Here is a 24,173-nt window from a genome sequence, read left to right as displayed (position 1 = left end):
CCGATGCCGACCCAAGCTCCCCCACGATCTGATCGATCAAAGGTCGGACGGTCTGGCACGGGGCGATCCGAAAAATGCCAACTCCCGGACCGCAAAAGCAACTTACAAGGTTGGGATGGGGGCGCTTTCGCGTGACGGCCTGTGCCCCCACCCGGCCCGCTACGCGTGCCGACCTCCCCCCGCAAGCGGGGGAGGTGATGCGCACGCTGCGCTGCGCCTTCCCCCGTTTACGGGGGAAGGTTGGGATGGGGGCGCTTTCGCGTGACGGCCTGTGCCCCCACCCGGCCCGCGACGCGTGCCGACCTCCCCCGCAAGCGGGGGAGGTGATGCGCGCGCTGCGCTGCGCCTTCCCCCGGTTACGGGGGAAGGTTGGGATGGGGGGGCTTTCGCGTGACGGCCTGTGCCCCCGCCCGGCCCGCGACGCGCGCCGATCTCCCCAGCAAGCGGGGGAGGTGAGCTACGCGGCAATGGTCGGCGATTCACGCATCCCGCCCGCCGTCGCACGGCGGGCGTTCGTTTCGCGCACGAAGCAGTGCTTCGTAAACGCGCTCACTCGTTCCCGCCCGCCAAAGCATGGCGGGCGCGCACGCCGCGGCTACTCACCCAATGTCAGTAGGGAGGCGTTGCCGCCGGCGGCGGTGGTGTTGATGGTGACGGTCTTCTCGGTTGCGAAGCGCGGCAGGTAGTGCGGGCCGCCGGCCTTGGGGCCGGTGCCCGATTGGCCTTGGCCGCCGAATGGTTGCACGCCGACGACCGCGCCGATCTGGTTGCGGTTGACGTAGATGTTGCCGACCTTCGCGCGCTGGATGACCCGCTCGACGGTCTCGTCGATGCGCGAGTGGATGCCCAAGGTCAGGCCGAAGCCGGTCGCGTTGATCGCGTCGACAACCGCGTCGAGCTGGTCGCCCTTCCAGCGGATCACATGCAGCGCAGGGCCGAAGTTCTCGCGCGTGAGCTGGGACAGCGATTGCAGTTCCCAGGCGCGCGGGGCGAAGAACGTGCCGTGCTCGGTGCCGGATCCGAGCCGGGCCTCGGCGATCGGCTTGGCCGCGCCCTGCATCCGCGCGGCGTGCTCGTCGAGCAGCGCCTTGGCGTCGGGATCGATCACCGGGCCGACGTCGGTCGACAGCAACGCCGGGTCGCCGACGGTCAGTTCCTTCATCGCGCCGGCGATCATGCCGATCACCTTGTCGGCGATGTCGTCCTGCACGTACAGCACGCGCGCGGCCGAGCAGCGCTGGCCGGCCGAGGTGAACGCCGAGGCCAGCGCGTCCTTGACCAACTGCTCGGGCAGCGCCGAAGAGTCGGCGATCAGTGCGTTCTGGCCGCCGGTCTCGGCGATCAGCACCCCGATCGCGGCATCGCGCGCGGCCAGCGCACAGTTGATCGCGCGCGCGGTGTCGGTCGAGCCGGTGAAGGCGACGCCGGCCACGCGCGGGTCGGACGTCAGCGCCGCGCCGACGGTCGCACCGTCGCCGGGCAGGTACTGCAGCACGTCCTTCGGGATGCCGGCTTCGTGCAGCAGCTTCACCGCCTCGAAGCCGACCAGCGTGGTCTGCTCGGCGGGCTTGGCGATCACACTGTTGCCGGCCGCCAGCGCGGCGGCGATCTGGCCGGCGAAGATCGCCAGCGGGAAGTTCCACGGGCTGATGCACACGAACACGCCGCGGCCCGACAGCTGCAGCGCGTTCGACTCGCCGGTCGGGCCGGGCAGCGCCTCGGGCACGAATGCCGTGCGCGCCTGGCCGGCGTAGTAGCGCAGAAAATCCACCGCTTCGCGGACTTCGGCGACGCCGTCGGGGATCGTCTTGCCGGCCTCGCGCGTACACAGCGCGATGAACTGCGGCATGCGCTGCTCGAGCAGGTCGGCGGCATGTTCGAGGATCGCCGCGCGCGAGGCGACCGGGGTGGCGTCCCAGCCCGGTTGTGCGGCAACCGCGTTGGCCAGCGCGCGCTCGACCGTGGCGGTGTCGGCGGCGGTCCACTCGCCCACGCGCACGCGGCGGTCGGCGGGGTTGGTGACCTCGGTCTGGGTGCCGGTCGCCGTGGCACCCGGCACCAGCGGCGTTGCCGTCCACGTCGTCGGCGCGCTGCGGATCTGCTCGGCGAGCGTGGCGAGCTGCGCGTCGTTGGCGAGGTTGACGCCCATGGAGTTGCTCCTGTCGAAAGACTGGCTGCGGTAGAGGTCGACCGGCAGCGGAATGCGGGGGTGGGGAATGGACTCGAAGCCGGCGACGACCTCGACCGGGTCGCGGATCAGGTCGTCGATCGCGACGTCCTCGTCGCTGATCCGGTTGACGAAGCTGGAGTTGGCACCGTTCTCGAGCAGGCGGCGCACGAGGTACGGCAGCAGGTCCTCGTGCGAACCGACCGGCGCGTACACCCGGCACGGCACATCCAGACGATCGGCCGGAATGACCTCGGCGTAGAGGTCGTCGCCCATGCCGTGAAGCTTCTGGAACTCGAAGCGGTGCGATGCGCCGACGGTGCGCGGACCCAGCAGCGTGCCGGCCAGGCGGTGCACCGCGGCGATGGTCTGCGCGTTATGGGTGGCGAACATCGGGTAGATCGCATCGGTCGCCGACAGCAGTCGGCGCGCGTTGGCCTGGTAGCTGACGTCGGTGTTGGGCTTGCGGGTGAATACCGGGTAGCCGGGATGGCCCTCGACCTGGGCGCGCTTGACCTCGCTGTCCCAGTACGCGCCCTTGACCAGGCGCACGGGGATGCGCCGACCCAGATCGCGGGCGAGCGCGGCGATCCAGTCGATGACGAACGGCGCGCGCTTCTGGTAGGCCTGCACGACGATGCCGAAACCTTCCCAGCCGCTCAGCGACGGGGTCCGCACGGCGGCCTCGATGACATCCAGCGACAGCTCCAGGCGGTCGCTTTCTTCCGCGTCGACGGTCAGGCCGATCCGATGGTGCTTTGCGCGCTTGGCCAACTCGGCCAGACGCGGCGCCAGCTCGGCGAGCACGCGCGCGTGCTTGGCATGTTCGTAGCGCGGGTGCAGCGCCGACAGCTTGACCGAGATCGACGGTGCGGCGATCTCGTCGTCGAAGCGGCCCGAGGTGCCGATCGCGTCGATCGCGTCCTGGTAGGCCTTGAGATACCGGTCGGCGTCGCGCTGGGTCAGTGCGGCCTCGCCAAGCATGTCGAACGAGTAGCGGTAGGCGGCGTTGGCGCCCTTGCGCGAACGCGTCAGCGCCTCGCCGATCGTGCGCCCCATCACGAACTGGTGCCCCATGATCCGCATCGCCTGGCGCACCGCCAGCCGGATCACCGGCTCGCCGACGCGCCCGACCAGCCGCTTGAACGCGCCGTGGACGTTGCGCTTGGTCTCGTCGGCCAGGTCGACCAGGCGGCCGGTCAGCATCAGGCCCCAGGTCGAGGCGTTGACCAGCACCGAGTCCGACTGGCCCATGTGCTTCTTCCAGTCCGCCTCGCCGAGCTTGTCGCGGATCAGCTTGTCGGCGGTCTCTTGGTCGGGGATGCGCAGCAGCGCCTCGGCCACGCACATCAGCAGCACGCCTTCCTCGCTGCCCAGGTCGTACTGCTGCATGAAGGCTTCGATCGCACCGCGGTCCTGGGCGCGCAAGCGCACCCGGCGGACCAGGTCGGCCGCGGTGGCCTGGATCGCGGCGCGGTCGGCATCCGGCTGCCGCGCCTGCGCGAGCAGCTCGCGCACATGAAGGGTCTCATCGCGCGTCCAGGCGTCGGTGATCGCCGCGCGCAGCGGCGGGAGAGGAGCCGCCGCATAGGCGGGAGACAGGCTGGCGTTCAAGGGGCGCACCGGCGAGGGCAGAAGCCGAATTCTATGGCGCCCTGTCGTCCCACGATAGGCCAAAAGAGACAGGCGCCGGACGCGGCCTCGAGCGCGATCGTGCCGGCTCGGCGCTGGCGACCCGTACGAGGCCCCGCGCGCCATCATTAATTGGTACACAGTAGGGGGCGGGTCGCTTGCCCGAACCGCACCCAGGTGTCCATCTCCGACCACCCACCCGCGGCGGATGCTGCGGTGCAGCATCCGCTTGCAGCCGGCATGCAGATGCCGGACCGCATTGCGTCGGCAACTGCGACAGGTTGCCGCAGCAGAGCGCGGACAGCTAACATTCATTCGTTATCGCAGTACGCCGCCGCTCCTGCGCAGTCGTTCCGGTGCCCCCTGGGCCGGGCGAGGACGGACGCGTTCCCGCCAGACAACGCCAGCTCAGGCATTGGGGTTCGATGTGAAGCAAGCCGGTCGTTTCAAGCTGTGGATGTGCGGGCTCGCCACGATGGCGCTGTCTGCGAATGCATGGGCGCAGTCCGCCGATCCCAAGCCGTGGCAACTGAACATGGGGCGCGGCGTCACCGCGTCGTCCCAGCACGCCTACGACGCCCACATGCTCGCGCTGTGGATCTGCGTGGGCATCGGTGCGTTGGTGTTCGGCGCGATGGCGGTCGCGATGTTCCGCTTCCGCAAGTCGCGCGGCGCGGTTGCTGCGCAGTTCAGCCACAACACCACCGCCGAGATCATCTGGACCGTGGTGCCGATCGTGTTGCTGGTCATCATGGCGGTGCCGGCCACGCGCAAGCTCATCGCCATGTACGACACCCGCGATGCCGAGATGACCGTCAAGGTCACCGGCGTGCAGTGGATGTGGAAGTACGAGTACATGGGCGAGGACGTCATCCTGACCAGCCGTCTGGACCGCGAAAGCGACCGGCTGCGGCAGAACCGCGGCACCACGCGCGCCGAGCTCGACGCCCACGGCCACTACCTGCTCGATGTCGACAACGCGCTGGTGCTGCCGACCGACACCAAGGTCCGTTTCGTGGTCACCGCCGACGACGTGATCCACTCCTGGTGGGTGCCGGCGCTGGGGTGGAAGCAGGACGCGATCCCGGGCATCGTCAACGAGGCCTGGACGGAGATCCTCGAACCGGGCATCTACCGCGGTCAGTGCGCGGAACTGTGCGGCAAGGACCATGCCTTCATGCCGATCGTCGTGCGCGCGGTGCCGCGCGCCGAGTTCGACAGTTGGCTGGCCGCCGAGAAGGCGCGCAATGCGCCGCCCGCCGCCGAACCTGAGCCCGCCCCGGCGCAGGCCGATGCGGAGGCCGCCGATGCGGCTGCCGCGCAGACCCCTTCCGCCCCCGCCGCACCCGCGGCCGGCTGATCGCTCGAGGTTGAATGCCATGTCGACGACGCACACCGCCACTGCCGACGCGCACCACGACGATCACGCCCACCGACAGGGCTTCGTCCAGCGCTGGTTCTTCTCCACCAACCACAAGGACATCGGCACGCTGTACCTGCTGTTCTCCTTCGTGATGTTCATCATCGGCGCGGGCATGAGCGTGATCATCCGCACCGAACTCGCCTCGCCGGGCCTGCAACACGTCAGCCCGGTGTTCTTCAACCAAATGACCACCATGCACGCGCTGGTGATGATCTTCGGCGGCGTCATGCCCGCGTTCGTGGGCTTGGCGAACTGGATGATCCCGCTGCAGATCGGCGCGCCGGACATGGCGCTGCCGCGCATGAACAACTGGTCGTTCTGGATCCTGCCGTTCGCGTTCACGCTGCTGCTGATGACGCTGTTCATGCCCGGCGGCGGCCCGGCCGGCGGCTGGACGCTCTACCCGCCGCTGTCGCTGCAGGGCGGCAACAGCGTGTCGCTGACGATCTTCGCGATCCACATGATGGGCATCAGCTCGATCATGGGCGCGATCAACGTCATCGCCACGATCCTCAACATGCGCGCGCCGGGCGTGGACCTGCTGAAGATGCCGATCTTCTGCTGGGCCTGGCTGATCACCGCGTTCCTGCTGATCGCGGTGATGCCGGTGCTCGCCGGTGCGGTCACGATGCTGTTGACCGACAAGTTCTTCATGACCTCGTTCTTCAACGCCGCCGGCGGCGGCGACCCGGTGATGTACCAGCACATCTTCTGGTTCTTCGGGCATCCCGAGGTCTACATCATGATCCTGCCGGCGTTCGGTATCGTCAGCGAGATCATCCCCACCTTCAGCCGCAAGCCGCTGTTCGGCTATCAGGCGATGGTCTATGCCACGGCCGCGATCGCGTTCCTGAGCTTCATCGTCTGGGCCCACCACATGTTCACCGTGGGCATGCCGCTGGGCGGCGAGATCTACTTCATGTTCGCCACGATGCTGATCTCGATCCCGACCGGCGTGAAGGTGTTCAACTGGGTCTCGACGATGTGGCGCGGCTCGCTGACGTTCGAGGCGCCGATGTTGTGGGCGGTCGCGTTCGTCATCCTGTTCACCATCGGCGGTTTCTCGGGCCTGATGCTGGCGATCGTGCCGGCCGACTTCCAGTACCACGACACCTATTTCGTCGTCGCGCACTTCCACTACGTGCTGGTCACCGGCGCGCTGTTCTCGATCATCGCGGCGACCTACTACTGGTGGCCGAAGTGGACCGGGCGGATGTACAGCGAGTTCTGGGCGAAGGTGCACTTCTGGTGGACGATCGTGTTCGTCAACCTGCTGTTCTTCCCGCAGCACTTCCTGGGTCTGGCCGGCATGCCGCGCCGCATCCCCGACTACAACGTCGTGTTCGCGGACTGGAACCTGGTCAGCTCGATCGGCGCGTTCGGCATGTTCGCCACGCCGTTCCTGATGTTCGCGATCCTGCTGCACTCCAAGCTGCGCGGCGCGCCCGCGGCCGCGCGCTCTTGGGAAGGCGCCAAGGGCCTGGAGTGGACCGTGCCGTCACCGGCGCCCCACCACACCTTCGCCAAGCCGCCGGTGCTCAAGCCCGGCGACCTCGCGCACGACGACATCAGCCACTGAGGCCATGGAGCTGCGCGCCGCGATGCCCACGCCCGATGCCCACGACGACCTGGCCGCCCGCCGCCGCCGCGCGCGCCGCACGGCGCTGACGATCGCGGTGGTCGCGCTGTGCATCTACGCCGGTTTCATCCTGCGCGGGGTGCTGCTGGCATGAGTGCGCGACGTTCGCTGGGGATCGGCAAGCTGGTGGCGGTCTCGGTCGCCGCGTTCGCGTTCACCTTTTCACTGGTGCCGCTCTACCGCATCGCCTGCGAGAAGGTGTTCGGCATCCGCCTTGAGAACAGCGCCGTCGCGGCGCCGTCGCAGTCGGCCGCGGGCGTGGAGGAGCGCTGGGTGACGGTGGAGTTCGACGCCAGCGTCAATTCGCACCTGCCCTGGTCGTTCCGACCCAACCAGACCCGCATGCGCGTGCGCGTGGGCGAGCAGTACGAGACCACGTACTACGCGCACAACGACAGCGCGCGCCCGATCGTCGGCAGCGCCACACCGTCGGTCGCGCCGGCGCGGGCGTCGGGCTTCTTCCAGAAGACCGAATGCTTCTGCTTCACCGCACAGACGCTCCAGGCCGGCGAAACCCGCGACATGCCGGTCCGCTTCATCATCGACCCCTCGCTGCCGCGGGACGTCAATACGGTCACGCTGTCGTACACGTTCTTCAAGAACGATGTGCTGACCTCGCGGCTGGTCGCCGATGCTGCCCCGCCGCGTGACGCGCGGCTGGGCGCCTCGCCTTGAGCGTCCCGCTTCATCTTTCGACACCGCGCCGCCACCCGGATACCGCCATGGCCCACGTGAAGACCGAACACCAGGATCCCAACGTCTACTTCGTGCCGCATGACAGCAAGTGGCCGCTGTTCGCGTCGGTTGCGCTGTTCGTGACGATGCTGGGCCTGGCCAGCTGGTTCAACGAGGCCAGCTGGGGTCGCACGACGTTCTTCGTCGGCATCGCCGGGTTGGCGCTGATCCTGTTCAAGTGGTTCGCCGACGTCGTGCTCGAGTCGGTGTCGGGCTACTACAACAAGCAGGTCGACGTGTCGTTCCGGATGGGGATGGTGTGGTTCATCTTCTCGGAGATCATGTTCTTTGCCGCGTTCTTCGGCGCGCTGTTCTACGCCCGCACGCTGGCGCTGCCGTGGCTGGGCGGCGAGGGCTCGGGCGCGATGACCAACTCGGTGCTGTGGGACGGCTACAGCGCCGCGTGGCCGACCGCCGGCCCGGGCGACGTGGGCGGGGTGTTCCAGACCATCCCGGCCTGGGGCCTGCCGCTGATCAATACGCTGATCCTGCTGGCGTCGGGCGTGACGATCACCATCGCCCACCACGCGCTGCGCGCTGCGCACCGCACCCGCTTGCTGGTGTTCCTGGGCGCGACGATCGCGCTGGGCTGCGTGTTCCTGTTCTTCCAGATCGAGGAATACGTCCACGCCTACCGCGACCTCAACCTGACGCTGGGGTCTGGCATCTACGGTTCGACGTTCTTCATGCTCACCGGATTCCACGGGGCGCATGTCACGCTCGGCACGATCATGCTGATCGTGATCTGGCTGCGTTGCTTCCGTGGCCACTTCACCAGCGAGAACCACTTCGCCTTCGAGGCGGTGGCCTGGTACTGGCACTTCGTCGACGTGGTCTGGCTGATTCTGTTCCTGTTCGTCTACGTCGTCTGAGGACGAAGCAGGCGATGGTGCCGGGTGAGTCGTGAAACAAGCCCGGCGCATGCCCGCCGCGCTCGCTCCGATCACCCCGCCCCAATGACCGGTCCCGGCCTCAGCCGTAGACGCCGTGTGGCTTGATCCACCCCATCCAGATCGCCAGCAGCACCAGCGCGATCAGCGCCACCGACAGCCCGATGCGGCGGGTCAGGGCGTTCACGGTCCGGTTGCTGCGGCCCTTGTCGTTGAGCATGTAGTACAGGCCGGCGCCCAGGTTCCACAGGATCAGCAGGACGAAGCCGATGATCAGCAGCAGCTTGAGCGACTCGTTCATGACCATCACGGACTCCGTGGCACCAGGGGTATGAGCGGATTATTGCAGTCCGCGGGCGGCGGTGCGTGAGTCGGCGCGGCGGACGCGTCCTCGGGTGGGCGGCGGCGGTGCTGTTGGCGCTGGCGTTCGCCGGGCTCGGTCAATGGCAGCTGGGCCGGATGCACGACAAGCGGGCGATGCTCGATGCCGTCGAGCAGACCTTGACCGAACGCCAGGCGGTGCCGTTGGCGCAGGCCGCGGACCCGCATCGCCAGCGCGACTACGATTGGGCGGCCGGCCGTGGGCGCTTCCTCGATACGCCGGCATTCGTGCTCGACAACCAGATCCATGCGGGCCGTCCTGGCTTGCGCGTCTATCGCCTGTTCGCCCCTGACGCTGGTGCGCCGCCGCTGCTGGTCGATCTGGGTTGGGTGCCGATCGCCGACCGCACGGCGCGGATGCCGTCGGCCGAGGTGCTGGCCGGCGACGGGGTGATCGGACCGCCGATGGACCTGCGGGGCCTGCTGGCACCGCCGCCGTCGGCCGGGCTGGCGCTGGGGCCTGCGATCGGGCCGGGCCCGGCCTGGCTGATGACGCGCTTCGATGCCCAGGCGATCGCCTCGGCCGCCGGTGTGCCGACGCTGCCGCCGCGGGTGTTGCGGCTCGATCCTGCGCTGCCGGTCGGCTATGGTCGCGATCTGGAGATTCTGCCCAACACCTTGCCGCCCGAAAAACACCTGGGCTACGCCGTGCAATGGTTCGGCCTGGCGTTGACTGTGCTGGTCACCGCCCTGGTGCTCACTTTCCGGAAGTCCCGCCGATGACATCGTCCGTCCCGCGCGCGCAGCGCGACCGCAATCGCTGGTTGCTGGTGCTGATCGTGGTGCTGTTTCTGGGCAGTGCCGTCGTCGCCGGCGCGCTGCGCTTTTCGGGCTGGCGGCCGGCCGGCATGCAGAACCACGGCGAGTTGCTCGATCCGCCGGCCGATCTGCGTTCACGCACCCCGCGGCTGGTCGATGGCAGCGCCTATGCCTGGCAGCCAGTGGAGCGCCGCTGGCGGATCCTCGTCGCGCCGCCCGCGGACTGCGGGGAGGCCTGTGTCGCGCTGTCGCGCGAGCTCGACCTGGTGTGGCGACTGTTCGGCCGCAACGCCGACCATGTCGACATCCTGTGGCTGGGCCCGGTGCCTGAAGGCGCGGTGCGCAATACGGCGTGGCGCGAGCTGCAGGCCGACCCCGGCCTGCGTGCGACATTGCCCCGCGTCGACGGCAGCGTCGGCGAAGCGGACAATGGCGTCCCGGCCTACGTCGTGGACCCCAACGGGTTCGTGATCCTGCGCTACGCTCCCGGCTTCGATCCGGGGCATCTGCGTGCGGATATGGCCAAGTTGCTCAGACTCCGCTGATGACCCACAGCCCGCCCTCGAACGCCACGTCCTATCGCCCGGCCGTCCATCGCCACTTCCACCGCATCGCTTGGTTTGCGGCGGCGCTGACGTTGTGCGTGATCGTGTTCGGCGCGTTCGTGCGGTTGTCCGACGCCGGCCTGAGCTGCCCGGACTGGCCGACGTGCTACGGGCGCGCGACCTGGCCGCAGGCCGCCACCGACGTCAGCGACCACGCCGCGAGCGCGATCCGGCCGTTCGAGACCCACAAGGCCTGGCGCGAGCAGGTGCACCGCCACCTGGCGGCGACGCTGGGCGTGTTCGTGCTCGGCCTGGCGCTGCTGGCGGTCCGCCGCCGGCGTCACGGCGTGCTGCAGGTGATCGGCGCGGCCCTGCTGGTCGCGCTGGCGATCCCGCTGTACATGCGCGGCGACACGATGGCCGCACTCGCGGTCGCCGCGCTCGGCGAGGCGCTGCTGCTGTTCGCGGCGCTGCGCTGGTCGAACATCGACCTGGCGCGTGCGGCGGTGCTGACGCTGGCGGTGGTGATCTTCCAGGCGCTGCTGGGCAAATGGACGGTGACCTTGCTGCTCAAGCCGGTGATCGTCATGGGCCACCTGCTCGGCGGCATGCTGACGTTCTCGCTGCTGCTGTGGATGGCCTGGCGGGCCACGATGCAGCCGATCGTGCTGGCGCAGGCCGACACCTTGCGACGGTGGACGCTCGCGGCGATCGCGGTGGTCGGCGTGCAGATCGCGCTCGGCGGCTGGGTCAGCGCCAACTACGCCGCGCTCGCCTGCGGCGCCGGCGGCTGGACGACCGCGGTCCATCACTACGGCGACTTCCCCAAGTGCGTCGGCCAGTGGTGGCCACGGGGCGATTTTGGCGAAGGCTTCGTGCTGTGGCGCGGCGTCGGTGTCGACTACGAGGGCGGGGTGCTGGACGGCGCGGCGCGTATCGCGATCCAACTGGCGCACCGCGCGATGGCGGTGGTGGTGTTCGTCACGCTGCTCGCCTTCGTCGTGCGCCTGTCGCGCACGCCCGGCCTGCGCGGCTGGGCGGCGGCGCTGGGCGCGCTGACGCTGGCCCAGGTCGCGCTGGGCATCCTCAACGTCAAGCTCGCGCTGCCGCTGTGGGTCGCGGTGCTGCACAACGGCGGCGCCGCGCTGCTGCTGTTCGTGCTGGTCTCGTTGCTGGCGCGGTTGCGGCGGCCCGACTGACATGGCCGGCAGCAAGGCACGCGAGTACTGGACGCTGACCAAGCCGCGGGTGGTCGCGCTGATCGTGTTCACCGCGCTGGTGGGCATGTTCCTCGCCGTCCCGGGGCTGCCGCCGGCGCGACAGAGCGTCTTCGGCCTGCTCGGCATCTGGCTGGCGGCGGCATCGGCGGCGGCGATCAATCACCTGATCGACCAGCGCATCGACAAGGTCATGGCGCGCACGGCGCATCGTCCGCTGGCGACCGGGGCGCTGCGGCCGGGGCAGGTGCTGGCGTTCGCGCTGGTGCTTGGCGCGTTGTCGATGGCGATCCTGGTGCTGCTGGTCAACACGCTCACCGCGCTGCTGACGTTCGCCTCGCTGATCGGCTACGCGGTCGTCTACACGGGGTTTCTCAAGCGTGCGACGCCGCAGAACATCGTCATCGGCGGCATCGCCGGCGCCGCGCCGCCGTTGCTGGGCTGGGCCGCGGTGACCGGCATGACCGGGCAGTGGGACTGGGCGCACGCGCTGCTGCTGGTGCTGATCGTGTTCGTGTGGACGCCGCCGCACTTCTGGGCGCTGGCGATCTTCCGCCGCGAGGATTACGCCCGTGCGCTGGTGCCGATGCTGCCGGTCACCCACGGCGTGGCCTATACGCGCTGGCAGATCCTGATCTACAGCGTGTTGCTGGTGGTGATCACGCTGCTGCCGGTGGCGATCGGCATGAGCGGGCTGTTCTACCTGGGCGGTGCGGTCGTGCTCGGCCTGGTGTTCCTCTGGTATGCCTGGCGACTGCTCGATCCGCCGGACGAGTTCTTCGCGATGCGGATGTTCAATTACTCGGTGGTGTACCTGATGGCGTTGTTCGCGTTCCTGCTGGTCGACCACTGGCTGCTGCCGTGGCTGCCGGGGGCGGGCGGGCTGTCCGGCGGCGGCCTGGACTGGCAGCGCGTGGGCTGACGGGGCAAGGAATCGGCCTGCCGGCGGATTCTGGAAACGATTTCATGAATGCGGCAACATAGCGCCCTCCGCGCGGGCGTGCCTGCCGCCAGCCTGTGATCGTGCGCGTTGCGCCGTTCCAGCGACCGGCCGACGGGCCGTGCGGACATTCCCTGTTCCTCCCCCAAGGATCCCTCATGTCGAATCTCCAGGCGCTGCTGCCACAGCGCGATCTGCGTTTCACCCGCAATGCCGTCGGCATGGGCGGCGGCCCGCTGCTGGCCCTGTTGCTGTTCCTGGTCGCCGGTGCGATCGCCTGGTGGCAGGCGCCCGGGCTGCTGCAGGACCTGCAGATCCGCGCCAATCCGCTTGAGCTCGAGGACTACGACCTGCGCGATGGCCGCTGCACGACGCGCAAGGCGGTGTTCACCGATTGCGAGGCCGATGTCGCCTACCGCGTCGATGGCGTCGACTACGAGAAGCACATCTCGCTGATGTTCCTGTCGTTCTCGCGCGGCGACTACGCGGCGAGCCTGGTCGTGGCGGCCGACGACCCGTCGAAGGCGGCGCTGAGCATTGGCCTTGAGCGCATCTGGAACCGCGTGGCGTTCTTCCTGGTGCTGTTCGGGATCTTCGCAGGCCTCGGCGTCGTGGCGATCGTCACCTGGGTGCGCAACGGCCGCATCAACCGCGCCGCGCAGCAGCCACAGCGCTGGACGCCCGAGCCGGTCGAGGTCAAGGCGGCGCAGTCCTCGTTCGGGGGCACGGTGGTCACCTACGCCTACGGCAAGCTGCCCGGCCGCGCCGCGGGCAAGCAGAACGTCCGTTTCGGCAAGCGCGAAGCCCCGTTGCTGGTCGATACCCCCGATGGTGAAACCCAGGCCCTGGCGTTGCGTCCGGCGTCCGGCGGGCCGGCCTTGCTGCTCGATGCCGGGCTGGAGCGCATCGATCTGACGCAGGCCGAGCGGCAGGCTGCGTTCGCGGTGCTGGGCGCCTCGCCCGACACCTCCGCCTGAGTCGCGCGTCCGGGCGCTCAGGCCGGGTAGATGCCGCCGAGCACCCGCGGGCCGGCGGCGCCGGTCACCGATGGCAGATTGCCCGGCAGGCCGAGCACGGTCTGCCGGGCCAGCCACGCAAAGCCCATGGCCTCGACGTGGTCGGGGTCGAGCCCGTGCGCGGCGCTCGACACCACTGCGACGCCGGGCAGGGCATCGGCCACCGCCGCCATCAGCGCTGGGTTGTGCACACCGCCACCGCAGGCGATCAGGCGCGCGGTGCTCGGCTGGGTGGCGCGCAGCGCATCGGCGATCGTCGTCGCGCTCAGCGCCAGCAGCGTTGCCTGCACGTCGGCCGGTGCCTCGTGACCGGTCAGCGCGGTTTCGACCCAGTCCAGATGGAACTGGTCGCGGCCCGAGGACTTGGGCGGCGGCAGCGCGAACCAGGGGGCCGCACGCAGCCGTGCCAGCAGCGTCGGGTCGACCCGGCCACCGGCCGCCAGCGCACCGCCGCGGTCGAACGGCTGGCCGGTGTGCCGCAGGCACCAGGCGTCCATCAGCCCGTTGGCTGGGCCGGTGTCGAAGCCGCGCACCGCGCCGCTGTCGGCCGGCAGCAGGGTGAGATTGGCGATACCGCCCAGGTTGAGAACCGCCCGGTCCTCGCCGGGCGCGTGCAGCAGCGCGGCGTGCAGCGCCGGCAGCAGCGGAGCGCCGTGGCCGCCGGCGGCGACATCGCGGCGGCGGAAATCGGCCACGGTGCGGATACCGGTGCGTTCGGCGATCCGAGACGGGTCGCCGAGCTGCAGGGTGAAGCCGTATTGGCCGTCGCCATGGCGCCCCTGCGGGCGGTGGCGCAGCGTCTGGCCGTGGGAGCCGATCGCCGCGATGTCCGCGGACGTCAGCCCGGCTTCGGCGAGCACCCGGTTGGCGGCCTGCGCGAAGCCCTCGGCGATCCGGCTGTCGAGCTCGCCCAGGTCGTCGAGGGTCAGCGGCGCGGCCTGCTGGCCCAGCGCCACCAGCTGCGTGCGCAGATCCTCGGGCCAGGGATAGGTACGGCCCAGGCGCAGTTCGGCCCGCAAGCGGCCGTCGCCGTCCTCGAAGCGCACGATCGCCGCATCGATGCCGTCGGCGCTGGTGCCCGAGATCAGGCCGAGAAACAGGTCGGACATGGGCACGCGCAGGGCTCGGGACATGCGAAACGCCCGGCTGGCGCCGGGCGTGGGATCAGCCGCGAGTGCTGCGACCCGCGTCGGCGCTGGCGACCTGGCGGTCGGCACGCTCGGGATCGGGACGCGCCGGCACGTCGGCGTAGATGATGTCCTCGACTTCGCGGATGCGGGCGAGCGCCGGACCGGTCTGCTGGCGGAACTGCGCCAGTGCCGTGCCGCTCAGCGGGTCGGGCTCGGGCATCGTGTGCTGCAGCGGGTTGCGGTGCTGGCCGTTGACGCGGAACTCGTAGTGCAGGTGCGGACCGGTCGCCAGGCCCGTCGAGCCGACATAGCCGATCACCGTGCCCTGCGAGACACGCTGGCCCTGGCGGACATTGCCGAAGCGCGACATGTGCGCGTAGAGCGTGGTGTGGCCGCGACCGTGGTCGAGGATCACGACATTGCCGTAGCCGCGCTGGGTGCCCTTGAACTGCACGCGGGCATCGCCGGCGGCCATGATCGGCGTGCCGGTGGCGGCGGCGTAGTCCACGCCCTTGTGCATGCGCATCGTGCCCAGCACCGGGTGGCGGCGGCTGCCGAAGCGCGAGCTCAGCCGCGCGTACTGGATCGGCATGCGGATGAAGCTCTTCTTCAGCGGGCGGCCTTCGGCGTTGTAGTACTCGGCCTTGCCATCGTGCTCGAAGCGGAACGCGGAGAACGGCTTGCCCTTGGCGGTGAACACCGCCGCCTGCACCGGGCCGCTGCGGATCAGCTCGCCTTCGCGCCAGATCTGCTCGACGACCACGCTGAAACGATCGTTCTGGGTGACGTCGGTGTTGAAGTCGATGTCGTACTTGAAGACTTCGTCGGTCAGCGTGTTGATGTTCGCGCCCGACAGGCCCAGCCGGCGTGCCGAGTGGAACAGCGAGCGGCCGACCTGGCCGCTGATGACGACGTTGCGGATCTCGACCGGGCGCTCGATGACCTGTTCCTGGACGGCGTCGCCGGCGAGCGTCAGCTCGACACGCTCGGTGTCGCTGCGGTCGTAGCGCAGCTTCTGCAGGCTGCCGTCGGCGGCGATGTCGAACCCAAGCTCGGTGCCCGGGCGCATGCGTGTGAGCTTGGTCTTGGCATCGGGCAGCTCGAGGATGCGATGCATCGTTGCCGCCGGCAGGTCGAGATCGGAGAAGATCGAGCCCAGCGTCTGACCCTGGGCGACGGTGACCAGTTGCCAGTTGTCGTGTATCTGCTGCGCGCTGCGCTGCTGCGCGGTCAGCGGCGGCAGCGCCAGCGACATGGTGACCAACTGATGATCATCGTCGTCGCCGTCGCGCATCGCATGCGAGAACCCGGGGACCAGCGCAACGACCAGCGCGCCGACCGTCGCGAACAGGCTGGCATGGGCCCAATCGCGGCGCGTCCAACGCCCCGGATACAGCCGGATGCTGCGCGCGCTGCCTTCCTGCGCCGTATTCCGCGCTGCCGCCTGCAGGTTGTCATGGAGCACGCGCCGGTGATGGGCGTCGGCCTGCGGCGGGACGGGTGTCGTCATCGTGGCGGATCCCGGTGCGTGAAAGACGTGTCAGCGCGGTAACATAGAGATGTGAGCTCCATGCGTCAAATGACTGACGGCGCAGGAATTTTTCTTCTATTCACCAGATAACGACACGTTAACGCCCGTCGCAGGCGCATTCACATCGTGAATACGCCGCGGGTCTTTCGAGAGACGCCTTCCCCGATGTCCCAGATCTCCGCCCTCGACCTGATCGCACGCGGCAGTGATGAAATCCTCAAGCGCGACGACCTGCAGGCCCGGCTCGCGCTCGGTCGCCCGCTGCGGATCAAGGCCGGCTTCGACCCCACTGCGCCCGACCTGCATCTGGGACACACGGTGCTGCTCAACAAGCTGCGCCAGTTCCAGGACCTGGGCCACACGGTGATCTTCCTGATCGGCGACTTCACCGGGATGATCGGCGACCCGTCGGGCAAGAGCGCCACGCGCAAGGCGCTCTCGCGCGAGGATGTGCTGGCGAATGCCGAGACCTACAAGGCGCAGGTGTTCAAAGTGCTCGACGCCGAGCGCACCGAAGTGCGCTTCAACTCCGAATGGTTCGGGGCGATGGGCGCGGCGGACATGATCCGGCTGGCGTCCACGCACACGGTCGCGCGCATGCTCGAGCGCGACGACTTCGCCAAGCGTTACGCCGGCCAGCAGCCGATCGCGATCCACGAGTTTCTCTACCCGCTGGTGCAGGGTTATGACTCGGTGGCGCTGCGCGCCGATGTCGAGTGCGGCGGCACCGACCAGAAGTTCAACCTGCTGATGGGACGCGCGCTGCAGGAACACCACGGCCAGGCGCCGCAGGTCGTGTTGACGATGCCGCTGCTCGTCGGCCTGGACGGCGTGGCCAAGATGTCCAAGTCGCTGGGCAACTACATCGGCGTGACCGATCCGGCGATCGACATCGTCAACAAGACGATGAAGATCGGCGATGCGCTGATGTGGAACTGGATCGAACTGCTGAGTCTGGAGATCAGCATCGACGAGGCCGCGGCGCTCAAGGCCGATGTCGAAGCCGGCGCGCTGAACCCGCGCGATGTGAAGCTGCGCCTGGCCCGCGAGCTCGCCACGCGCTTCCACGACGCCGACGCGGCGCAGACCGCGATCGCCGGCTGGCATGCGGCGGTGACCGGCGAGGGCGATGTGACCGCGCTGCCGTTGCAGGATGTCGCGGTGCCCGCCGAGGGCCTGCGCATCGCCGCGCTGCTGACCGCCGCCGGGATCACCCCGAGCAACTCGGAGGCCAACCGCAAGCTCAAGGAGCGCGCGGTCAAGGTCGATGGCGCCGTCGTCGAAGACGCCGGCCTGGTGTTCATGCCCGGCTTCGAGGGCGTGCTGCAGGTCGGCAAGCGCAACTTCGCGCGGGTGCGGCTGATCGGCTGAGCGCGCAGGCGGCCGGTCGATCAGGATCGGTCGTGTGGCGCCCTCTGTTCCGGGTTGGCCAGCGCCAGCAGAACGTCGGCATGGCAGGGGCCGTCGAGCGGGCACCAGCAGGCGAGGTTGCGGCCGCGCAGCGGCGCGAGATCCGGTGCGTCGGCGCAGGTCGCCATGTGCGCGGCGTAGCGGGCGACGCAGATCGCGCGATCGCCGTCGACGCCGATCCGATAGGGATTGCCCCAGCGCCCGGGGCGCGCGACGACCGTCGCCGGAAGTCCGTTGACCGCATGCGAATGCGCCTGCAGATCGAATCCGCGACGACGGGAAAGCCGCAGGCGGACCGGTGTGGTCATGCCGGCGGCCAAGGCGCGCCGCGCCAGATCGCATGGTCGGCGCTGCGCAGCAGCGCGAGATCCTCGTCGGTGTCGCCGTAGGCGTATACCTGCGCGAATGCCTCACGCGGATACGCGGCATGCACCCGCCGGGCCTTCTCGTCGCCGGCGCACTGCGCACCCGCATAGCGGCCGGTGAGCCGGCCGTCGGCCTGTTCGAGTGTCGAACACAGCAGGGCCACGCCCTGGGCTGCGCACCAGGGCGCGAGCAGGACGTCGAGATTGCCCGAGACCACGACCACGGTATCGCCGCGTGCACGATGCCAGTCCATCCGCGCCTGCATTTGCGGGCGCAGCAGCGCGGGCAGTCGCGTGGCCGCGAGCTTCGCACCGGCCGCGGCGACGCGCTCGGCCGGCAGTCCGGAGAAGGCGTAGCGCACGAGGGCTGCGCGTGTACGGATGCCCGACAGCAGGCCCAGCCGGTAGGCGATCACGACCGGCGCCAACAGCACGCGTCCGACGATCAGCCGCCAGCGTGGCGTCGCGGCGACGAGCAGATCGGGGAAGGTCTCGCGGGTGGTGATCGTGCCATCGAAGTCGAACAGCGCGAGGTCGGGCAGCGCGACAGCGCCAACGGCATCGAGCATGTCCGCGGGCCGGGTCGAGGATGACGGCAGGTTGGCCTGCGGGTCAGTGCGTGTGGGCATCGGGCGGTCCTCGCCAACACGAAGGGCGGCGTCGCCGCCGCCCTTCGCACGATGTTGCAATGGCCGGCCTGCCCGGCCGGCGTCCTCGGTTACGGCGTGCCGGTCCGGCCGCGCGCCGCGTCGCGCGTGGCCTTGAACGGATTGCCGTCGTACCAGTTCGGCCAGCGGTCGCCATCGGCGAGCGTGCGGCCGACGCCGTACAGCGCCTCGAGGTCCTGCACGACCCCGTCGAGGTTCCAGTCGGGGTTGTACTCGTCGCCGGGCTGGTGATAGCGCGTGGCGTAGTCGTCGCTGGCTGCCTTGCCGGCAGCGACGCCGCCTTCGATCAGGTCGTTGCCGCCCTTGGCGTAGAGGGCGGGCACGCCGGCCTTGGCGAAGTTGAAATGGTCGGAGCGGAAGTAGTAGCCGCCGGCCGGGTTGCCTTCCTCGACCAGCGTGCGGTTCTGCTGGTCTGCGTAGGTCTTCAGGATGTCCTCCAGCTCCGAGCTGCCCTTGCCGGTGACCACGAAGTCGCGCGAGGGGCCGGCGACGCTCATCGCGTCGAGGTTGATCACGCCGACTGTCTGCGCCAGGTCGATGCTCGGCTGGGCGACGTAGTACTTGCTGCCCAGCAGGCCCGATTCCTCGAGCGTGACCGCCAGAAACACGAGTGAACGCTTCGGCTTGGGCTCGGCGGTGGCGAACTTCTCGGCGATCTCGATGATGCCGGCCACACCGGTGGCGTTGTCGATCGCGCCGTTGTAGATCGTGTCGCCTTCGCCCTCGTGCTTGCCCAGGTGGTCCCAGTGGGCGAGATAGAGGATCGCCTCGTCCGGCGCTTCGGTCCCGGGCAGGATGCCCACGACGTTGCGCGAGTTCTTCTCGGTCACCGTGCTCTTGAGGTCGAACGACACCTTGGCGTTCAGCGGTACCGGCTTGAAGCCTCGCTGATTGGCGGCCTGGATCTGTGCGTCGAGGTCGAGGCCGGCGTCGGCGAACAGGGCGCGGGCGACGTCGCCGGTGATCCAGCCCTGCGCGGGCAGGCGCGGTTCGGGATCGTCCTGCGGGCGCAGATCGAACTGCGCGCCCGACCACGAGTTCTTGACCACGTCCCAGCCGTAGGAGGCACCGGCGGTGTCGTGCACGATCAGCGCCGCGGCCGCGCCCTTGCGCGCGGCCTCCTCGAACTTGTAGGTCCAGCGGCCGTAGTAGGTCATGCGCTCGCCCTCGAACAGCGACGCATCCTGGGCGTGGAAGCCCGGATCGTTGACCAGGATGACGACGGTCTTGCCCTTGACGTCGAGGCCCGCGTAGTCGTTCCAGTTCTGCTCGGGTGCGTCGACGCCGTAGCCGACGAAGACCAGTTCGCTGTCGGCGACTTCGATCTGCGGCTTGCCGGTGCGGGTACCCAGCACCATGTCGCGGCCGAACGCCAGGTCGCGTGCGCCCTTGGCGGTGGTGAGCTTGAGCACGGTCGACTCGTCGGCCGTGGTCTCGACCATCGGCACGGTCTGGTACCAGCTGTCGTTGTCGCCGCCCGGCTGCAGGCCGATGCGCTTGAACTGCGCGCTGATGTACTCGACCGTGCGCTCTTCGCCCACGGTGCCCGGCGCGCGGCCCTCGAATTCGTCGGAGGCCAGCGTCTTGACCAGTTCGCCGAAGTCCGCGCCGGTGATCTCGGGCGAGAACGTGTGCGCGGCGTCGGGCGCGGGGGACGTCGCTGCGGTGTCGGCCGCCTTGTCCTGGGCGCCGCATGCCGCGAGTGCGAGCGCGGCCGGCAGGGCCAGCATCAAGTGGGGTCTGCGCATCCGGGGATCACTCCTGCAAGCTGGGGACGCCGCACTATACGGTCGTTCAGCTGCCGATGCGCAGTGGTGCTCAGTCCCTGGGGGCCTGCGCGCCGTCGTAGGCGATCGCGGTGGCGCCGCTGACCGGGCCGGTGCGCGCGCTGTTGTGCACGTACAGCGTGACCTCGCGCTTGAACGTCAGCGGACCTTCGATCACCGCATTGGGGCCGACGATCACCCGCGGGCTGCGGCGGTTGATCGTCACCGGGAACCAGTTGGAGGAGGGCTTGTCGACCGTCAGGCCGCCGCGCACTTTCGACGCAGCGCCGATGGTGACGTCGCCGTTGACCGTCTTCACGTCGCCAGTCACTTCGGTGCCGACCAGGCCGATCGCGCCGTTGACCGTGACCACGTTGCCGTCGACCCGTCCGCCGCGATCGACGAACACGCCACCGCTGACGCTTTCGACACTGCCGGCGATCTGCGCGTCCTGTCCCAGGCGGACGCCGCCGTTGACGGTCGTCAGGCTGCGAGTACGCGCCCGCGTGCCCAGCATGATGCCGCCGTTGACGGTCTCCACGGTGCCGACCTGGATGTCGTCATTGCCGCGAATGCCGCCATTGACGGTCTCCACGTCCTTGGCGCGGACGCCGTTGCCGATGCGGATGCCGCCATTGACCGTCGACAGGTCGCCGTAGGCCTGGCCGGCCTCGGCGGTGATCCCGCCGTTGACCTTCGAGACGTCGGCCTGGGCGCAGGCGGCGCCGGCAGTCAGGGCGAGGGCGAACGCAAGCAATGCGCGGGCGGGGCGATGCGGACGGGCAGCGGACATGGGTGGACCTCAAGGAAGGGCGGAGCGGGCGGAGCCCGCCGTCGACCGTAGCTTGCCGCCGTGTCGGTACAATCGCATCTGTCTTTGGTCACTGGGCCGTTCGTCGTGCCACATGCCGCTCCCGCCTCCCGTCCGCGCCCCGTCGTCCTGCTGATCCTCGATGGCTGGGGGCACCGCGACGACCCGCGCGACAACGCGCTCGCGCTCGCCGACATCCCGACCTGGCGCGGGCTGCTGGCCGGGCACCCGACCACGCTGATCCACACCGAGGGCCGCCACGTCGGCCTGCCCGACGGGCAGATGGGCAACTCGGAGGTCGGCCACATGAACATCGGCGCCGGCCGGGTCGTCTACCAGGACCTGACCCGCATCGATGCGGCGATCGAGGACGGCAGCTTCTTCACCAATGCCGAACTGGGGGCGGCCTGCGACGCGGTGTGCGCCAACGGCGGCACGCTGCACGTGATGGGGCTGCTCTCGCCCGGTGGCGTGCACAGCCACGAGGCGCACCTGTTCGCGATGCTCGAACTGGCGCATCGCCGCGGCGTGCCGCGCGTGGCCGTGCATGCGTTCACCGATGGGCGCGACATGCCGCCGCGTTCGGCCGAACCGAGCCTGCGCGCGCTGCACGACCGCTGCGCAGCCTTGGGCAACGCGCACGTGGCCAGCGTGTCCGGGCGCTACTACGCGATGGACCGCGACCAGCGCTGGGAGCGCGTGCGCCAGGCCTGGGACGCGATCGTCGAGGCGGCCTCGCCGTACCGCGCGTCCGATGCGGTCGCGGCCTTGCAGGCGGCCTATGCGCGCGACGAGAACGACGAGTTCGTGCGCCCGACCGTCATCGACGGCGCGGAGCCGATGGCCGACGGCGATGCCGTGGTGTTCATGAACTTCCGCGCCGACCGCGCACGCCAGCTCACCGCCGCCTTCGTCGACCCGGCCTTCGCCGGGTTCGAGGCGCGGCGTCCGGCGCTGGCGCGCTTCGTCTGCCTGACCGAGTACGACGCGCGCTTGCCCGCGCCGCTGGCATTTGCGCCCGACGACCTGCCCAATACGCTGGGTGAGGTGCTCGGTGCCCAGGGGCTGACCCAGCTGCGGATCGCCGAGACCGAGAAGTACGCCCACGTCACGTTCTTCCTCAGCGGCGGCCGCGAGGCGCCGTTCCCAGGCGAGGACCGCATCCTGGTGCCCAGCCCCAAGGTCGCGACCTATGACCTGCAGCCGGAGATGAGCGCGCCCGAGGTCTGCGCGCAACTGGTGCAGGCGGTGCGCGACGAGCGCTTCGACGTGGTGATCTGCAACTTCGCCAACCCCGACATGGTTGGTCACACCGGCGTGCTGGAGGCGGCGATCAAGGCGGTGGAGACGGTCGACCGCGCGGTCGGAGAGATCGTCGAGATCGTGCGCGCAAAGGGCGGCGAACTGCTGGTCACCGCCGACCACGGCAACGTCGAGATGATGCGCGACCCCGAGACCGGCGAGCCGCACACCGCGCACACGGTCGGCCCGGTCGACCTGGTCTACGTCGGCAGCCGGCCCGGCCCGCTGCGCCGGGGCGGGGCGCTGCGCGACCTGGCACCGACGATTCTCGACCTGCTCGGCCTGCCGGTGCCGGCCGAGATGACCGGCCGCAGCCTGTTGCAGGCCGACGGCTGAGCATGACCGGCAGGGCGACCGCGACCGGCACCGCGCTGCTGCTGACCGCGCTGCTGGCTGCAGCGCTGCCGGTGCTCGAGGTCGCCGCCCAGAACAGCCGTGAGACCGAGCGGCGGCTGGAGCGGGTGCGCAAGGAACTGCGCGATGTCGCCGCCGAGCGCCGCCGCCTCGAGGGCCAGCGTGGCGCGGCCGCACGCGAGCTGCGCCAGGCCGATGAACAGGTGGCCGCCTCGACGACCGCGCTGCGCGAGACCCGGATCAAGCTCGCCGCCGAGCAGGCCGAACTCGAGCGCCTGCAGGCACGCCGCCAGACCCTCATCGCCACCGTCGAGCAGCGTCGCGCCGAGTTGGCGACGTTGCTGCGGGCGGCCTACACCATTGGCGACGAAGCCGCGCTCAAGCTGATGCTGGCGCAGGACCGGGTCGCCGACGCTGGCCGTTTGCTGGTCTACCACCGCTATCTGCAGCAGCAGCGCAGCGAGCGCATCGCCGAATTGCGTGCCGAGATGACCGAGCTCGACGGCATGGAGGCGGCGATCCAGGACCGCCGCGCCGCGCTCGAGGCCGCGCATGCCGAACAGCGCGCAAGGCTGGCGCAGGTCGAGACCGATCGCAGCAAGCGCGCCGATGCGGTCAAGGGCCTGGATGCGAAGTTCAACGACCGCAGCGCCCGCGAAAAGGCCCTGGGCCAGGACGCCCGCGCACTGGAACGGGTGCTGGCGCAGTTGCGTGCGGCCGCGCGCCGCGCCGAGGCCGAACGGCGTGCCGCGGCGGCCGCCGCGCGCGAGCGCGAGGCGCGAGAGGCCCGCGAGGCGCGCCAGAGCGGGAGCAGTCCACGCCCGCCGTCCCGGCCGCGGCCGCAGGTCGCCCGCGCCCCGGCGCCGCAGGTCGGGGGGCTGGGCTGGCCGATCAGCGGTGCGCTGCTGACTGCCTTCGGCGGGAGGCTGCCCGACGGCAGCAGCAGCAACGGCGTGCTGATCGGCGCGGCCGCGGGCACCCCGGTCAAGGCCGTCGCCGACGGCACAGTCGTGTTCGCCGAGTGGATGACTGGCTACGGCATGCTGCTGATCGTCGACCACGGCAACGGCTACATGAGCCTGTACGCGCACAACGACGCGCTGCTGCGCAAGACCGGCGATGCGGTCAAACGCGGCGACACCGTCGCCAGCGTCGGCAATTCCGGCGGACAGGGCCGCAGCGGCCTGTACTTCGAACTGCGCCAGAACGGCAAGCCGGTCAACCCGACGACCTGGCCGCAACGCCGCTGAGGCGCGCGGGGGGGGGGGCGGTTGGTCGCGATCGGCGGCCCCCACCCCAGCCCTCCCCCGCAAGCGGAGGAGGGAGCGGATGCGCATCGCCGCGAGCGCGAAAGTCACGATGGATCGCCTCCCCCACGTGTGGGGGAGCAACGGTGTTGGAGGTCAAGCCGCAACAGGCGTTTCGAGTCGGAATCTGGCGTTGTCTCGAAGCATGGCGTTGAGGATGGTCAGCAGCTTGCGCATGCAGGCCA

The 24,173-nt window shown here is 69.7% G+C and carries 21 protein-coding genes; 13 read left to right on the top strand and 8 right to left on the bottom strand.

Annotated elements, in window-relative coordinates; genetic code table 11:
- Nucleotides 1-595: 595 nt before the first annotated feature.
- Nucleotides 596-3,790 carry a bifunctional proline dehydrogenase/L-glutamate gamma-semialdehyde dehydrogenase PutA gene (gene putA / locus ABE505_RS16635; RefSeq protein ID WP_346445624.1) on the bottom strand — a complete coding sequence of 1,065 codons (3,195 nt, stop codon included), beginning with the start codon at nucleotides 3,788-3,790 and terminating at the stop codon, nucleotides 596-598.
- A gap of 466 nt (nucleotides 3,791-4,256) precedes the next feature.
- On the opposite strand from putA, the gene coxB reads away from it, so the two are divergent.
- Genes coxB through ABE505_RS16610 form a run of 5 tightly spaced genes read left to right on the top strand, consistent with a single transcriptional unit; the run spans nucleotide 4,257 to nucleotide 8,468 of the window.
- On the top strand, nucleotides 4,257-5,159 hold the full coding sequence (coxB, locus tag ABE505_RS16630; RefSeq protein ID WP_346445655.1) for a cytochrome c oxidase subunit II: 903 nt from the start codon (nucleotides 4,257-4,259) through the stop codon (nucleotides 5,157-5,159).
- Nucleotides 5,160-5,178: 19 nt separating this feature from the next.
- On the top strand, nucleotides 5,179-6,801 hold the full coding sequence (ctaD, locus tag ABE505_RS16625) for a cytochrome c oxidase subunit I (protein WP_346445626.1): 1,623 nt from the start codon (nucleotides 5,179-5,181) through the stop codon (nucleotides 6,799-6,801).
- A 4-nt stretch (nucleotides 6,802-6,805) separates the two neighbouring features.
- The gene (locus ABE505_RS16620) at nucleotides 6,806-6,955 is read left to right on the top strand and encodes a hypothetical protein (protein WP_183427366.1); all 150 of its coding nucleotides are present in this window, start codon (nucleotides 6,806-6,808) and stop codon (nucleotides 6,953-6,955) included.
- Nucleotides 6,952-7,536: a cytochrome c oxidase assembly protein gene (locus ABE505_RS16615; RefSeq protein WP_346445628.1), complete on the top strand. Its 585-nt coding sequence runs from the start codon at nucleotides 6,952-6,954 to the stop codon at nucleotides 7,534-7,536. The genes ABE505_RS16620 and ABE505_RS16615 overlap by 4 nt, the downstream gene beginning before the upstream one ends.
- A gap of 47 nt (nucleotides 7,537-7,583) precedes the next feature.
- Nucleotides 7,584-8,468 carry a cytochrome c oxidase subunit 3 gene (locus ABE505_RS16610; RefSeq protein ID WP_346445629.1) on the top strand — a complete coding sequence of 295 codons (885 nt, stop codon included), beginning with the start codon at nucleotides 7,584-7,586 and terminating at the stop codon, nucleotides 8,466-8,468.
- A 100-nt stretch (nucleotides 8,469-8,568) separates the two neighbouring features.
- On the opposite strand, the gene ABE505_RS16605 is transcribed toward ABE505_RS16610, so the two are convergent.
- Nucleotides 8,569-8,787 (bottom strand): twin transmembrane helix small protein, encoded by a 219-nt coding sequence (locus ABE505_RS16605; RefSeq protein ID WP_183427272.1) that lies wholly within the window; start codon nucleotides 8,785-8,787, stop codon nucleotides 8,569-8,571.
- A 65-nt stretch (nucleotides 8,788-8,852) separates the two neighbouring features.
- Between ABE505_RS16605 and ABE505_RS16600 the strand changes: the two genes are divergently transcribed.
- The 5 genes from ABE505_RS16600 to ABE505_RS16580 all read left to right on the top strand — a co-directional run bounded on the left by ABE505_RS16600 (nucleotide 8,853) and on the right by ABE505_RS16580 (nucleotide 13,305).
- Nucleotides 8,853-9,590, top strand: a complete 738-nt coding sequence (locus tag ABE505_RS16600; protein WP_346445631.1) for an SURF1 family protein — start codon at nucleotides 8,853-8,855, stop codon at nucleotides 9,588-9,590.
- Entirely contained in the window at nucleotides 9,587-10,171 is a 585-nt protein-coding gene (locus ABE505_RS16595; RefSeq protein ID WP_346445632.1) for a hypothetical protein, read from the top strand. The genes ABE505_RS16600 and ABE505_RS16595 overlap by 4 nt, the downstream gene beginning before the upstream one ends.
- Nucleotides 10,171-11,370, top strand: coding sequence for a COX15/CtaA family protein (locus ABE505_RS16590; protein WP_346445634.1), 1,200 nt, complete (start codon nucleotides 10,171-10,173; stop codon nucleotides 11,368-11,370). Before ABE505_RS16595 ends, ABE505_RS16590 begins: the two co-directional genes overlap by 1 nt.
- Before the next feature lies 1 nt (nucleotide 11,371).
- Nucleotides 11,372-12,310 carry a heme o synthase gene (locus tag ABE505_RS16585; protein ID WP_346445636.1) on the top strand — a complete coding sequence of 313 codons (939 nt, stop codon included), beginning with the start codon at nucleotides 11,372-11,374 and terminating at the stop codon, nucleotides 12,308-12,310.
- A 176-nt stretch (nucleotides 12,311-12,486) separates the two neighbouring features.
- Entirely contained in the window at nucleotides 12,487-13,305 is an 819-nt protein-coding gene (locus ABE505_RS16580) for a hypothetical protein (RefSeq protein WP_346445637.1), read from the top strand.
- A 17-nt stretch (nucleotides 13,306-13,322) separates the two neighbouring features.
- On the opposite strand, the gene ABE505_RS16575 is transcribed toward ABE505_RS16580, so the two are convergent.
- Nucleotides 13,323-14,453, bottom strand: a complete 1,131-nt coding sequence (locus ABE505_RS16575) for an anhydro-N-acetylmuramic acid kinase (protein WP_346458245.1) — start codon at nucleotides 14,451-14,453, stop codon at nucleotides 13,323-13,325.
- A 55-nt stretch (nucleotides 14,454-14,508) separates the two neighbouring features.
- Nucleotides 14,509-15,984, bottom strand: a complete 1,476-nt coding sequence (locus tag ABE505_RS16570; RefSeq protein ID WP_346445641.1) for a peptidoglycan DD-metalloendopeptidase family protein — start codon at nucleotides 15,982-15,984, stop codon at nucleotides 14,509-14,511.
- Nucleotides 15,985-16,170: 186 nt separating this feature from the next.
- Between ABE505_RS16570 and tyrS the strand changes: the two genes are divergently transcribed.
- Nucleotides 16,171-17,376: a tyrosine--tRNA ligase gene (tyrS, locus tag ABE505_RS16565; protein ID WP_346445642.1), complete on the top strand. Its 1,206-nt coding sequence runs from the start codon at nucleotides 16,171-16,173 to the stop codon at nucleotides 17,374-17,376.
- 20 nt (nucleotides 17,377-17,396) lie between these two features.
- On the opposite strand, the gene ABE505_RS16560 is transcribed toward tyrS, so the two are convergent.
- The 4 genes from ABE505_RS16560 to ABE505_RS16545 all read right to left on the bottom strand — a co-directional run bounded on the left by ABE505_RS16560 (nucleotide 17,397) and on the right by ABE505_RS16545 (nucleotide 21,007).
- Nucleotides 17,397-17,723, bottom strand: coding sequence for a DUF4326 domain-containing protein (locus tag ABE505_RS16560; RefSeq protein ID WP_346445644.1), 327 nt, complete (start codon nucleotides 17,721-17,723; stop codon nucleotides 17,397-17,399).
- A complete protein-coding gene (locus tag ABE505_RS16555) occupies nucleotides 17,720-18,409 on the bottom strand; it encodes an HAD-IB family hydrolase (RefSeq protein WP_346445645.1) in 690 nt (229 codons plus the stop codon). Before ABE505_RS16555 ends, ABE505_RS16560 begins: the two co-directional genes overlap by 4 nt.
- 89 nt (nucleotides 18,410-18,498) lie before the next feature.
- A complete protein-coding gene (locus tag ABE505_RS16550) occupies nucleotides 18,499-20,196 on the bottom strand; it encodes a M28 family metallopeptidase (RefSeq protein ID WP_346445647.1) in 1,698 nt (565 codons plus the stop codon).
- Between the two features lie 70 nt (nucleotides 20,197-20,266).
- Nucleotides 20,267-21,007: a hypothetical protein gene (locus tag ABE505_RS16545; protein ID WP_346445649.1), complete on the bottom strand. Its 741-nt coding sequence runs from the start codon at nucleotides 21,005-21,007 to the stop codon at nucleotides 20,267-20,269.
- 105 nt (nucleotides 21,008-21,112) lie between these two features.
- Here ABE505_RS16545 and gpmI point away from each other — a divergent pair, with 105 nt between their 5' ends.
- Nucleotides 21,113-22,663, top strand: coding sequence for a 2,3-bisphosphoglycerate-independent phosphoglycerate mutase (gene gpmI / locus ABE505_RS16540; protein ID WP_346445651.1), 1,551 nt, complete (start codon nucleotides 21,113-21,115; stop codon nucleotides 22,661-22,663).
- A gap of 2 nt (nucleotides 22,664-22,665) precedes the next feature.
- Entirely contained in the window at nucleotides 22,666-23,931 is a 1,266-nt protein-coding gene (locus tag ABE505_RS16535; RefSeq protein WP_346445653.1) for a peptidoglycan DD-metalloendopeptidase family protein, read from the top strand.
- Nucleotides 23,932-24,173 lie beyond the last annotated feature (242 nt).

Origin of the sequence: Luteimonas sp. TWI382 (genome assembly GCF_039674545.1) — a bacterium.
Taxonomy (GTDB): domain Bacteria; phylum Pseudomonadota; class Gammaproteobacteria; order Xanthomonadales; family Xanthomonadaceae; genus Luteimonas.
The sequence above is the reverse complement of the archived record's forward strand: the minus strand, read 5'-3'. Positions and strand labels throughout refer to the sequence as shown.